This is a genomic window from Streptomyces roseicoloratus (assembly GCF_004117935.1).
GTDB classification, from domain to species: domain Bacteria; phylum Actinomycetota; class Actinomycetes; order Streptomycetales; family Streptomycetaceae; genus Streptomyces; species Streptomyces roseicoloratus.
The window spans coordinates 1-11,719 of record NZ_SDOY01000176.1; the positions used below are offsets into that span (position 1 = coordinate 1).

11 protein-coding genes are annotated in these 11,719 nt (G+C 73.1%); 7 read left to right on the forward strand and 4 right to left on the reverse strand.

All coding sequences use genetic code 11. From position 1 onward, the window contains the following. From ESG85_RS33090 to ESG85_RS33105, 4 genes are all read left to right on the forward strand, one after another. Positions 1–708, forward strand: a 708-nt coding sequence (locus ESG85_RS33090; RefSeq protein ID WP_246095520.1) for a sensor histidine kinase, incomplete at its 5' end; no start/stop codon positions are given. After that, entirely contained in the window at positions 708–1,367 is a 660-nt protein-coding gene (locus ESG85_RS33095) for a response regulator transcription factor (protein WP_128984903.1), read from the forward strand. The genes ESG85_RS33090 and ESG85_RS33095, both read left to right, overlap by 1 nt. A 111-nt stretch (positions 1,368–1,478) precedes the next feature. Further along, positions 1,479–2,927, forward strand: a complete 1,449-nt coding sequence (locus ESG85_RS33100) for a peptidoglycan D,D-transpeptidase FtsI family protein (protein ID WP_128984879.1) — start codon at positions 1,479–1,481, stop codon at positions 2,925–2,927. A gap of 99 nt (positions 2,928–3,026) precedes the next feature. Further along, a complete protein-coding gene (locus ESG85_RS33105) occupies positions 3,027–3,482 on the forward strand; it encodes a hypothetical protein (RefSeq protein WP_246095526.1) in 456 nt (151 codons plus the stop codon). 168 nt (positions 3,483–3,650) lie between these two features. On the opposite strand, the gene ESG85_RS33110 is transcribed toward ESG85_RS33105, so the two are convergent. Continuing rightward, on the reverse strand, positions 3,651–4,622 hold the full coding sequence (locus ESG85_RS33110) for an AraC family transcriptional regulator (protein WP_246095522.1): 972 nt from the start codon (positions 4,620–4,622) through the stop codon (positions 3,651–3,653). 54 nt (positions 4,623–4,676) lie between these two features. On the opposite strand from ESG85_RS33110, the gene ESG85_RS33115 reads away from it, so the two are divergent. Next, complete coding sequence (locus tag ESG85_RS33115) at positions 4,677–4,916, forward strand: hypothetical protein (protein ID WP_128984880.1); 240 nt, start codon at positions 4,677–4,679, stop codon at positions 4,914–4,916. 45 nt (positions 4,917–4,961) lie between these two features. Next, entirely contained in the window at positions 4,962–6,200 is a 1,239-nt protein-coding gene (locus tag ESG85_RS33120) for a TerD family protein (RefSeq protein WP_128984905.1), read from the forward strand. Positions 6,201–6,209: 9 nt separating this feature from the next. Here ESG85_RS33120 and ESG85_RS33125 read toward each other — a convergent pair whose 3' ends face one another. The 3 genes from ESG85_RS33125 to ESG85_RS33135 all read right to left on the reverse strand — a co-directional run bounded on the left by ESG85_RS33125 (position 6,210) and on the right by ESG85_RS33135 (position 9,636). Next, positions 6,210–7,229 (reverse strand): 1-aminocyclopropane-1-carboxylate deaminase, encoded by a 1,020-nt coding sequence (locus ESG85_RS33125; RefSeq protein WP_128984881.1) that lies wholly within the window; start codon positions 7,227–7,229, stop codon positions 6,210–6,212. A 128-nt stretch (positions 7,230–7,357) separates the two neighbouring features. Next, positions 7,358–8,014: a GntR family transcriptional regulator gene (locus tag ESG85_RS33130; protein WP_128984906.1), complete on the reverse strand. Its 657-nt coding sequence runs from the start codon at positions 8,012–8,014 to the stop codon at positions 7,358–7,360. An 89-nt stretch (positions 8,015–8,103) separates the two neighbouring features. Next, positions 8,104–9,636 (reverse strand): hypothetical protein, encoded by a 1,533-nt coding sequence (locus ESG85_RS33135; RefSeq protein ID WP_128984882.1) that lies wholly within the window; start codon positions 9,634–9,636, stop codon positions 8,104–8,106. A 201-nt stretch (positions 9,637–9,837) separates the two neighbouring features. On the opposite strand from ESG85_RS33135, the gene ESG85_RS33140 reads away from it, so the two are divergent. Continuing rightward, entirely contained in the window at positions 9,838–11,694 is a 1,857-nt protein-coding gene (locus ESG85_RS33140; protein WP_128984883.1) for an endonuclease/exonuclease/phosphatase family protein, read from the forward strand. Positions 11,695–11,719 lie beyond the last annotated feature (25 nt).

Here is an 11,719-nt window from a genome sequence, read left to right on the forward strand (position 1 = left end):
AACCGCCTCGCCCGCGAGCTGCACGACTCGGTCGGGCACGCGCTCAGTGCCGTCACCCTCCAGGCGGGCGCCGCCCGGCGGGTCCTGGACGCGGGCACGCCGGACCTCGACTTCGTGCGGGAGGCGCTCACCGCGATCGAGGAGGCCACGCGGCGTTCGGTCGGCGAACTGGACGCGGTGCTCGGCCTGTTGCGCAGCGGCGAGGACAGCGGAGAGCTCGCGGCGCCCGGCCTCGACGCGCTCGACGCCCTGGTGCGGGGCGCCGGGCGGCGGGTGGAGCTGACGGTGCGGGGCGATCTGGCGGGGCTGCCGGAGGCGGTGTCGCGGGAGGCGTACCGGATCGTGCAGGAGGGGCTGACGAACGCCGTGCGGTACGCCCGGCAGGAGACGGTGACGGCGCGGATCGCGCTGTCGGGGGACGAACTGGAGATCACGATGGAGAATCCGCTGCCCGGCACGGCGCCGGTGGCCCGCCCGGACGGCGGGCACGGGCTGCGCGGCGTCACCGAGCGGGCCCGGCTGCTCGGGGGCACCGCGGAGGCGGGACCGGTGGACGGCCTCTGGCGGCTGACCGCCCGGCTGCCGGTGGGCCGGGCCGGGGACCGGTCGGCACCGCCGGCAGGGGACCGGTCGGCACCGCGGGCCGGAGGCCGGTCGGCGGGACCGGCTCAGGGCCGGCCGGCCGGACCCGCGGGAGGTGCCCGGTGATCAGGATCGTGCTCGCGGACGACGAGCGGATGGTGCGGACGGCGCTGCGGGTCATCCTGGACGCCGAGGAGGACCTGGAGGTCGTCGGTGAGGCGGCGACCGGTGCCGAGGCGGTGTCGGTGGTGCGGTCGCTGCGGCCCGACGTGGTCCTGATGGACGTCCGGATGCCGGAGATCGACGGCATCCAGGCCACCCGGCAGATCCTGTCCGGCTTCGGGCAGGAGCCGGAGGCGCCGCGGATCGTGGTGGTCACCACCTTCGAGAACGACGCGTACGTGTACGACGCGCTGCGCGTGGGCGCGGTCGGCTTCCTGCTCAAGCGGGCCTCGCCGGAGGAGCTGGTGAGCGCGGTGCGGCTGGTCGCCCGCAGCGACTCGCTGCTGTATCCGGCGGCCGTCCGCACGCTGGTCGCCGACCACGCCCGCCGCCGTCCGCCGGCCCCGCCCGCCTGGGCGGCCCGGCTCACCGAGCGGGAGGCGGAGGTGCTGCGGCGGATGGCGAAGGGCCTGACGAACGCGGAGATCGCCGAGGGCATGGGCGTGGGACCGGCGACGGTGAAGTCCCACGTGGCGGCGGTGCTCGCGAAGACGGGCGCCCGGGACCGTACGCAGGCGGTGATCGCGGCCTACGAGTCGGGATTCCTCCGGGCGGGCGCCTGACGGGCCCGCCTGCCGAGGCGACGCGTCCTGAGGGCTCACCACATGAAGGTTCCCTGAGAAACCGGACAGACCCGGAACGTTCGCCACCGCCCGGCTCGTCCCGCAGATGGGATGAACAAGACGATCAGGCGCGCCTCGGTCTTCGCGCTGCTCCTGGTGCTCGCCCTCCTCGGGCGGGCCACCTGGGTGCAGGCGTACGAAGGCAAGGCCCTCGCGAACGAGAAGAGCAACCGGCGGAAGGTCATCGCGCAGTACGCGGAGCCGCTCGGGAACATCGTCGTGGCCGGCTCGCCGGTCACGGGATCGAAGGAGACGAAGGGCGGCGACCTCGCCTACAAGCGGAGCTACACCGACGGCGAGCTGTACGCGGCCGTCACCGGCTACAGCTCGCAGGCCTACGGGGCGACCCAGCTGGAGGGCATCTACTCCGGCGTCCTGGACGGCACGGACACGCGGCTGAAGAACCCGCTCGACGCGGTCACCGGGAAGCGGGCCGAGCCGGGCACCGTCGTGACGACGATCGACCCGGCGGTGCAGAAGGCCGGGTACGAGGCGCTGGGGAACAAGAAGGGCGCCGCCGTCGCCCTCGACCCGAAGACCGGCCGGATCCTCGGGATGGTGTCGACGCCCTCGTACGACCCGTCGAAGATCGCCGGCCTGACGGACGGCGCGGAGTGGCGGCGGCTGACGGAGGACGCGGACAAGCCGCTGGTGAACCGGGCGCTGCGGCAGCCGCTGCCGCCGGGCTCGACGTTCAAGCTGGTGGTCGCGGCGGCGGCGCTCGAGGACGGCCTCTACGGCTCCGTGGACACGGCGACGCGGAGCCCGGACCCGTACACGCTGCCCGGCACCCGGACCGTGCTGCGGAACGAGAACGCCTCCGCGCCCTGCGAGAACGCGACGATCCGCACCGCGCTGCGCTACTCCTGCAACAACGTCTTCGGGAAGATGGCCGTGGACCTGGGCCAGGACAAGGTGAAGGCGATGGCGGAGAAGTTCGGCTTCGACGACAAGGAGCTGGACGTGCCCGTCCGGGCGTACGCGAGCGTGTACCCGTCCGGGATGGACGAGGCGCAGACGGCGCTGAGCGGCATCGGCCAGTTCGACGTGACGGCCACCCCGCTGCAGATGGCCATGGTGTCCGCCGCCATTGCCAACGACGGTCTCATGGCGAGCCCGCACATGGTCTCCGAGGTGGTGGACGCCGACGGCGACGCGCTGCAGTCGTACGAGGACGGCGACACCGAGCGGATCGTCTCGTCGGAGACGGCGCGGCAGCTGCGCAGCGCGATGAAGACGGTGGTCGACGACGGCACCGGCAGCAACGCGGCGATCGGCGGCGTGGAGGTCGGCGGCAAGACGGGCACGGCGCAGCACGGCGAGAACAACAGCAAGACGCCGTACGCCTGGTTCACGTCGTACGCGAAGGACCCGGCCACCGGGAAGGAGGTCGCGGTCGCGGTGATGATCGAGGACTCGGGCGCGGCCCGCTCGGAGGTCAGCGGCAACGGTCTGGCGGCGCCGGTGGCGCGGAAGATGATGGAGGCCGCGCTGAAGTGACGTGAAGCGGGGGCCGGTTGGTGGGCGGCCCCCGCCGCACGGTATGCAGGGGACATGCTCTCGAACACGCGTCTGCCCCGCTCCCCGTCCGGCTGGACCATGGCCGTCTTCGGCGTGCTCGCCGCGGTCCTCGGCGTGGTGGGCCTGGTCTCCCCCGAGACGACGATCCGCCTCATGGGGCTCGCCCCCATGTCCGGGACCAGCCGCGCGGACGACGACCACACCCTGCTGTTCCTGACGGCCTCCTCCATGGCGGCCCTCAACATGGGCGTGTACTACGTGCTGGCGGCCCTCGCCGACTGGAAGGCCTTCTTCCGCTGGACGGTGCCGTTCCGGTTCCTGACCTTCTCGGTCTTCACCCTCGCCGTCCTCACCGGCCGTGCCCCCTCCGGGTTCCTCGGCGTGGGCCTGTGGGAGGGCGTCGGCGCCCTGGCGACGGGGCTCGCGCTGCGGTACGAGTCGCGCCGGGCGGCGCGGGTACGGGAACGACACAGGGCCCGGCCGGACAATGCGGGGGAGCCGGCCGGGGCCCGGGTCGACGTGGGCGACGCATGACGCCCACGGACGATCCGACGATACGTTTCGGTCAAGATCGTCGCGAGCCGCGGAACGCGACAACCGTCCGCAAAACGCGACGGTTTCGCGGCCGGCCCGGGAGGACGACAGACGGCCGGGTCCACGGGCCCGGCGCACGGCGCCCCCAGGACGACCCCGGTCAGCCGTTCAGGGGCGTCCGCGCAGGGTCCGCGAGGGCGTCTCGCCGAAGCGGGCGCGGTACTGCGCGGCGAACCGCCCCGGGTGCGTGAACCCCCAGCGCCAGGCCACCTCGCCGACGCTCAGCCCGTCCGGGTCGCCCTCCAGCAGCTCCTCGCGCACCCGGTCCAGGCGGATCTGCCGCACGTACGCCATCGGCGACATCCCCACGTACTCCCGGAAGGACTCCTGGAGGCGGCGCACGCTCACCCGGGCGAGGGCGGCGAGCTCGGTGGTGGTGAAGGGATGCTCGGGGCGGGCCCGCACCGCGTCCGTCGCCCTCTTCACGGGCGCCGGCCTGACCTGTCCGCCCGGGTGCGCGAGCTCGTCCCGCCACGGGTGCTCCGCCGCCAGCAGCAGTCCGTTGAGCAGCGCCTCCTGGAGCGGGCGGGCGACCAGCTCGTGGGTGGCGAGCCCGTCGCCCGCGAGCGCGCCGGCCGCCACCTGGCGGGCGAAGGTCACCCAGCTCAGGCCGGGGCCTCGGGTGATGTCCAGGCGCGGGCCCAGGATCAGCCGGCGGCCCGTCGAGCGGCCCAGGAGCTGCTCCAGACGGTCCTGCAGCGCCTTCGCGTCGATCTTGACCGAGAGCGAGCGGCAGTCACCGCTCCAGCGGTCGAGGACGGTGACGCCCGACGGGTCGAGCAGCATGGCCTCCTGCGGGGTGGCGAGCAGCCGGTGCCCGCTGCCGCCCTGCCGCACCTCCATGGTCCCGCTCAGCGGGGCGTTCAGGTGGAACGCCCCCAGCTCGCCGAAGCGCATCCGCACGTCGGCGCCGCAGCTGAGGTCGCCGATCATCAGCGGCCCCAGGCCGACGGTGTCGAAGCGCGCGGCGAAGGGCCGGTCGCGCGCGTCGATCACGTCCATGAAGTTGGCGTAGTAGCGCGCGCCGATCTCCTCGCGTGCCTCGTCCACGTCCCGCGTCCGGAAAGAGCTCCCACCCACGTCCGAAAGAATATTCACATGACGGACCTGCCCGGGAACGGCAGGATGCCCGTCATGCCACAGCCTCGGGGATTCATCTGTACGCAGCGCGCGGACGGCACCGTCGTCGTCACCCACCACGGCCGCACCGCCGCCACGCTGCGCGGCGGCCGTGCGGAGAAGTTCCTGGCGGAGGTCGCGTCGGGCGACCCGCAGCTGGTCATGGCCCGCTGGACGGGCGCCTACCGGTTCGGGAACGAGCGGACCGCCCGCGAGCACCCGCGTAACCGGAGTGGCCGAACCCGGAAAAGGTAAGGGAACGGCAAAGGGGTCTGGTTCGTTACCCCGGACATGACCGCTATGACCCCCGGCTCGAACATCCCCCTCACCGTCGCGCGCGTGACGGTGGACGTGACCGCCCCGGTGCGGCTCGACGTCTCGGGCCTGCTGCTCGGCGCCAACGGCAAGGTGCGCTCCGACGACGACTTCATCTTCTACAACCAGCCCACGGGTCCCGGTGTGACCTACCGGTCCGGCGGCGGCACCGCGCCCGACGCCGTCCTGGTGGACACCGCCGCCGTGCCCGCCGGGATCGAGAAGATCGTGGTGACCGCGAGCCCGGACGCCGCCGGCCAGACCTTCCGGGGCATCGAGCCCACCGCGACCCTGCGCAACACGGACGACGGCAGCGTCCTCGCCACCTTCACCCCGCCCCGGCTCGGCGACGAGACGGCCCTCCTGGTCATGGAGATCTACCTGCGCAACGGCGCGTGGAAGGCCCGCGCGGTCGGCCAGGGGTACGCGAACGGGCTGGCCGGGATCGCGACCGACTTCGGCGTCAGCGTGGACGAGGAGCCCGCGGCCGCACCGGCGGCCACGCCCGCGGCTCCCCCGGCCGCACCCCCGGCGCCCCCGGCCCCGCCCACCGCTCCCCCGGCGGACCCGCGCCTCGCGGCGGGCCTGCCGTCGGCCCCGGCCGCCGCCCCGCCCGCGGCCCCTGCCCCGGTCGCCGCCGGCACCGGCAAGATCAACCTGGACAAGGGCCGGGTCAACCTCCAGAAGAACCAGACCGTGTCCCTGGTCAAGGGCGGCAGGCCGCTGCTCTCCCAGGTCAAGATGGGTCTCGGCTGGGAGCCCGCCTTCCGCGGCAAGGACATCGACCTCGACGCCTCCGTCATCGCCTACGGCCCCCAGCGCAACCACATCGACAGCTGCTACTTCGGCAAGCTCGCGATCCTCAACGGCGCGATCAAGCACTCCGGCGACAACCTGACCGGCGAGGGCGCGGGCGACGACGAGGTCATCGTGGTCGACCTGGGCCGGCTGCCCGCGGACGTCTCCGGCCTGGTCTTCACCGTGAACTCCTTCTCCGGCCAGAAGTTCACCGAGGTGGCCAAGGCCTACTGCCGGCTCATCGACGCCGCGTCGGGCGAGGAGCTGGTCCGCTTCGACCTGACCACGGCGGAGCCGCAGACCGGCGTGATGATGGCCAAGCTCATCCGGCAGTTCTCGGGCGAGTGGGAGATGACGGCGATGGGCGAGTTCGTGAAGTCCCGGACCGTCCGGGGCATGGTGAAGCCGGCCGCCCAGGCACTCTGAGCGGGCGGGTCAGAACAGCGCGCTGTACGCGTTGAGGGCCGGCTGGCCGCCGAGGTGGGCGTAGAGCACGGTGGAGTCCCGGCCGATCTCGCCGCGGTCCACCAGGTCGACGAGTCCGGCCATCGACTTCCCCTCGTAGACCGGGTCGGTGACCATGCCCTCCGTACGGGCGGCGAGCCGCATCGCGTCCAGCGTGGCCTCGTCCGGGACGCCGTACACGCCCGCGTGGTAGCGCGCGTCCAGCTCGACGTCGGCGGCGGTGAGCGGGCGCTCGACGCCGATGAGGGCGGCGGTGTCCCGGGCGATGCGGGTGATCTGCTCATGGGTACCGGCGGGCTCGGCGGAGGCGTCGACGCCGATGATCCGCCGGGCCCGGCCGCCTTCCTCGGCGAGCGCGGCGAAGCCCGCGACCATGCCGGCCTGGGTGGAGCCGGTCACCGAGCAGACCACGACCGTGTCGAAGAACACGCCCAGCTCACGCTCCTGCTCGGCCACCTCGTAGGCCCAGTTGGCGAAGCCGAGCCCGCCGAGCCGGTGGTCGGAGGCACCGGCGGGTATGGCGTACGGCCTGCCGCCGGCCTCCTCTACCTCGCGCAGCGCCAGCTCCCAGCTCTCCTTGAACCCGATGCCGAACCCGGCCCGGACCAGCCGCACGTCGGCGCCGGCGAGCCGGCTGACCAGGATGTTGCCGACCTTGTCGTAGACCGGGTCGGGCCAGTCGACCCAGCTCTCCTGCACGAGGACGCACTTCAGGCCGGCGTGGGCGGCGACGGCGGCGACCTGCCGGGTGTGGTTGGACTGGACGCCGCCGATCGACACCAGGGTGTCGCAGCCCTGGGCGAGCGCGTCGGCGACCAGGTACTCCAGCTTGCGGGTCTTGTTCCCGCCGTACGCGATGCCGGAGTTGCAGTCCTCGCGCTTCGCCCACAGGGTGGCGCCGCCGAGGTGGGCGGTGAGCCGCTGGAGCGGATGGACGGGCGAGGGTCCGAAGAGCAGCGGGTAGCGGTCGAAATCGGCGATCGTCGGCATGCGGGCTCCCGGGTGAGGAAGGACGGCGAACGGCCCCTGAGGGACACCCGCCGGCCGGGCGCCGGGCCCCGGGACGGCGTGGGAGCCGTCCTCCGGGGGTCCTTCCGTGCCCGGCCGGCGGGAGTCGCTCAGGAGTCCGTCGCCTCGTCGGCGAGTTCCTCCAGGGCGCGCCAGATCTCCGTCGTCACCCGCACCGCCTCCTCCGTGTCGCCCGCCTCGCAGGCCTCGATGAGACGGGCGTGCAGCGCGGCGGAGCGGCAGGTGCCGGGGTCGCCGAAGAGGTGGCGCTCGACGCGCCGGATGAGCGGGGTGTAGCGCTCGATGGTGGCGGCGAGCGCGTGGTTGCCGCTGGCGCCGACGAGCACGTCGTGGAGTTCGTCGTCGGCGCGCAGCGCGGCGTCGACGTCCGACGCCCGCACGGCCGCGTCGAACCGCTCGTTCGCCTCGCGCATGGCGCGGATGCCCTCGGGTCCGAGCAGCGGCACGGCGGTGCGGGCGGCGAGTTCGTGCATGACCCGCACCACGGAGGCGGCGTCCCGGACGACCCGGCTGACCAGGCGGGTGACACGGGTGTAGCTCTGCGGTTTGGTCTCGACGAGACCTTCGTCGCCGAGCCGGGCCAGGGCCTCGCGCACGGGTGCGCGGGAGAGGCCGAGCCGCTCGGCGAGTTCGCTGTCCTTGACCACGGAACCGGGCGGGAGTTCGCCGCGCACGATGGCCTCGCGCAGCGTCTCGTAGGCCCGGTCGCGCAGCAGGGTCCGGCCCACCGGCCGTAACACGTCCACGTCCACGTCCATGGACTGACATGTTAGATGTCAGTCCATGGACGGCACCAGGCTTCCGCACGCCGTCGGCCTGCGGGAACGGCGCCGGTTCAGGCGCGGGACCGGGCCTTGAAGGCGGCCTTGCGGGCTTCCTTCGCCGTGGGCTTGTCGCGGTGGAGGCGGCCCATGGCGTCGAGGACGTCGGCGGTGGCCGGGTGGTCGACGCGCCAGACGGCCTCGAAGAAGCCGCCGTGCCGCCCGGTCAGGCCCTCGATGAGGTCCTGGAGTTCCTCCAGGTCGCCGTCGGCGTCGAGGTGGGCCGCGATGGTGTCGACGGCCAGCCAGAAGATCATCGACTCGGGCGGCGCAGGGATGTCGGCCGCGCCCCGCTCGGCGAGCCAGACCCGGGCCAGGCCGCCGAGTTCGCGGTCGTCGAGGACCTCCCGTACGGCGGGTTCGGCGTCCGCGCCGACGAGCGAGAGGGCCTGCTGGGCGTGCAGGCGGCGCAGCGGGGCGCCTGCGTCGGCGCCGCGGGCGGCGGCGAGCAGTTCGCGCGCCGCGTCCTGGGCGGCGCGGCCGGCGATCCAGCCGGTGGTCTCGGCGCGCGCCGCCTCCTGCGGGTAGTGGGCGATGCCGTCGAGGAGCACGTCGGCGCCCTTGTCGGCGAGTTCGCCGACGGCCGGCGCGGTCAGCCCGGCCTCCAGCATGCGGGTGCGGATCGCGTAGAGGCCGAGCGGCGTGAGCCGGACCATGCCGTAGCGGCTGACGTCCTCCTCGTCGAAGGGCTCGGCGGCCGGGGCCGCGTCGGTCCCGCCCTCCGTGTTCTCCTCGACCATCAGGGCCTCGTCGACGGGCTCGTACGTGACGAGGCCGACGGGTTCGAGGATCCGGAACTGCTCGTCGAGCCGCATCATGGCGTCGGAGACCTGCTCCAGGACGGCGTCGGTGGGCTCGCCCATGTCCTCGGGCACGACCATCGACGCGGCGAGCGCGGGCAGCGGCACCGGTCCCTCGCCCGCCCCGCCCTCGCTGACGGTCAGCAGGTAGAGGTTGCCGAGGACGCCTTCCAGGAACTCGGCCTCGCCCTCCGGGTCCCAGTCCAGGGCCTCGAAGTCGATGGTGCCGTCCTCGCCGACGAGCGCTTCGAGGTCGTCGACGTACGGCGCGGCGGCGTCGGCGAAGACCGTCTCGAAGGCGTCGAGCCAGATCGCGAGGACGTCCTGGGGCGAACCGCCGGTGAGCAGCGCCAGGTTCCCGCCGGGCCGCGCGGTCCCGGCCCCGTCCCCGGCCTCCCCGGCCCCGGCCTCGCCTGCCGCACCGGACCCGGCGGTCTCCTCCGCCTCGTCCGGCCCGCCGGCCTCCTCGGGATCCGTCACCTCGACCAGCCCCGTGTCGACGGCCACCCGCCACGCCTCGCTCGCGTACGCCTCGCCGTCCTCGTCGTCCGCGAGGCCGAGGGCCTCGGCGGCGGCGGGCAGCTGCTCGTCGACGAGTTCGCCGCCCGCGCCCACCCGGGTCTCGGGGCCGGCCCAGCGGGCCAGGCGCACGGCACGGGTGAGGAGGGGGGCGGCCAGGGCGTCCCGCGCCAGCTCCGCGTCCGAGTGCAGCCGAACGGGGGGAAGGGTCGGACGGTCCGGTGCCATCTGGGGTGTTCTCCTCGGCGGGGTGACGGTTGAGTGCTTCGGGCGGACTTCAGCGTAGACGCATTCGCGGGGGCGTCTGTCGGTTCGCCCACACGTCAGCCTTCGTACACCCGTCAACCCTTGACAAGTACGCCTCCCGGCCACGAAATTGACGCGCGTAGATCGTTCGATCGAACATCCGAACCCTCACGGAGCTCCTTGATGTCTTCCTCCATACCGAGATCCGCGGCCGTCGCCGCCGTCGTCTCCGCCGCCCTCGCCGCCGGTCTGGTGAGCGGCGCGTCCGCCTCCGCAGACGAGGCGTCCGCCACCGCGGCCACCGCCGCGGCCTCCGTCCGGATCCACGACATCCAGGGCACCACCCGCGTCTCGCCGCTCGTCGGCAAGCAGGTCACCGGTGTCACGGGCGTCGTCACGGCCGTCCGCACGTACGGCTCGCGCGGCTTCTGGATCCAGGACCCCCAGGCCGACGACAACCCGGCCACCAGCGAGGGCATCTTCGTCTTCACCAGCTCCGCCCCGACCGTCGCCGTCGGCGACGCGGTGAGCGTCGACGGCACGGTCACCGAGTACGTGCCGGGCGGCCTCAACTCCGGCAACCAGTCGCTGACCCAGATCTCGAAGCCCGCGGTCACCGTCGTGTCCCAGGGCAACCAGGTCCCGGCCCCCGTCACGATCTGGGCCGGTTCCGTCCCGGACGCGTACACCCCGGAGGGCGACCCGGCGGCCGGCGGCTCGATCAACGGGTTCGCCCTGGCCCCGGAGAAGTACGCCCTGGACTACTACGAGTCCCTCGAGGGCACCAACGTCCGCATCGGCTCCTCCCGCGTGGTCGGCGCCACCGACCCGTACCACGAGCTGTGGGTGACGGTGAAGCCGTTCGAGAACGACAACCGCCGCGGCGGCACGGTCTACGGCTCGTACGACTCCCAGAACACCGGGCGGCTCCAGATCCAGCAGCTCGCCCCGGTCGCCCAGCAGCCCTTCCCGAAGGCGAACGTCGGCGACTGGCTCGTCGGCAGCACCGAGGGCCCGCTGGACTTCAACCAGTACGGCGGCTACACCCTGGTCGCGAACACCCTGGGCCGGCACGTGGACTTCGGCCTGAAGCGCGAGGTGACCCAGAAGCAGCACAAGAACGAGCTGGCGGTCGCCACGTACAACGTGGAGAACCTCGACCCGACCGACCCGCAGGAGAAGTTCGACGCGCTCGCCAAGGCGGTCGTCGAGAACCTCGCCTCGCCCGACATCGTCGCCCTGGAGGAGATCCAGGACGACAACGGCGCCAAGAACGACGGCACGGTGACGGCCGGCGAGACGCTGAAGAAGTTCACGGCGGCGATCGTCGCGGCCGGCGGCCCGGCGTACGACTGGCGCTCGGTCGACCCGGAGAACAACAAGGACGGCGGCGAGCCCGGCGGCAACATCCGTCAGGTCTTCCTCTTCAACCCCGCGCGGGTCTCCTTCGTCGACCGCCCGGGCGGCGACGCGACCACCGCGACCGCGGTCACCGGCACCAAGGGCGACGCCCACCTGACCGTCTCGCCCGGCCGCATCGACCCGGCGAACGCCGCGTGGGAGAGCAGCCGCAAGCCGCTGGCGGGCGAGTTCCGCTTCCGCGGCCGCACGGTCATCGTGGTCGCCAACCACTTCGGCTCCAAGGGCGGCGACGAGTCGATCGTCTCGCACCACCAGCCGCCGGCCCGGTCCTCCGAGACCAAGCGACTGCTCCAGGCGCAGGCCGTCAACGCCTTCGTCAAGGACGTCGTCGCCCTCGACAAGCAGGCCGACGTGCTCGTCCTCGGCGACATCAACGACTTCGAGTTCTCCGGCACGACGAAGGCCCTGACCGACGGCGGCGTGCTCTACCCGGCCGTGAAGTCGCTGCCGGTCTCCGAGCGCTACTCGTACGTCTACCAGGGCAACAGCCAGGTCCTCGACCAGATCCTGACGAGCCCCGGCGTGCACCACTTCGCGTACGACAGCGTGCACGTCAACGCCGAGTTCGCGGACCAGAACAGCGACCACGACCCGCAGGTGCTGCGCTTCCGCCCGTGACCGTCCCCGTGTGACCGTCCGTCCG

Coding starts and splice junctions, on each gene's coding strand:
- ESG85_RS33100 (WP_128984879.1), top strand. CDS start 1,479: ATGAACAAGACGATCAGGCGCGCCTCGGTCTTCGCGCTGCTCCTGGTG.
- ESG85_RS33105 (WP_246095526.1), top strand. CDS start 3,027: ATGGCCGTCTTCGGCGTGCTCGCCGCGGTCCTCGGCGTGGTGGGCCTG.
- ESG85_RS33115 (WP_128984880.1), top strand. CDS start 4,677: ATGCCACAGCCTCGGGGATTCATCTGTACGCAGCGCGCGGACGGCACC.
- ESG85_RS33120 (WP_128984905.1), top strand. CDS start 4,962: ATGACCCCCGGCTCGAACATCCCCCTCACCGTCGCGCGCGTGACGGTG.
- ESG85_RS33125 (WP_128984881.1), bottom strand. CDS start 7,229: ATGCCGACGATCGCCGATTTCGACCGCTACCCGCTGCTCTTCGGACCC.
- ESG85_RS33135 (WP_128984882.1), bottom strand. CDS start 9,636: ATGGCACCGGACCGTCCGACCCTTCCCCCCGTTCGGCTGCACTCGGAC.
- ESG85_RS33140 (WP_128984883.1), top strand. CDS start 9,838: ATGTCTTCCTCCATACCGAGATCCGCGGCCGTCGCCGCCGTCGTCTCC.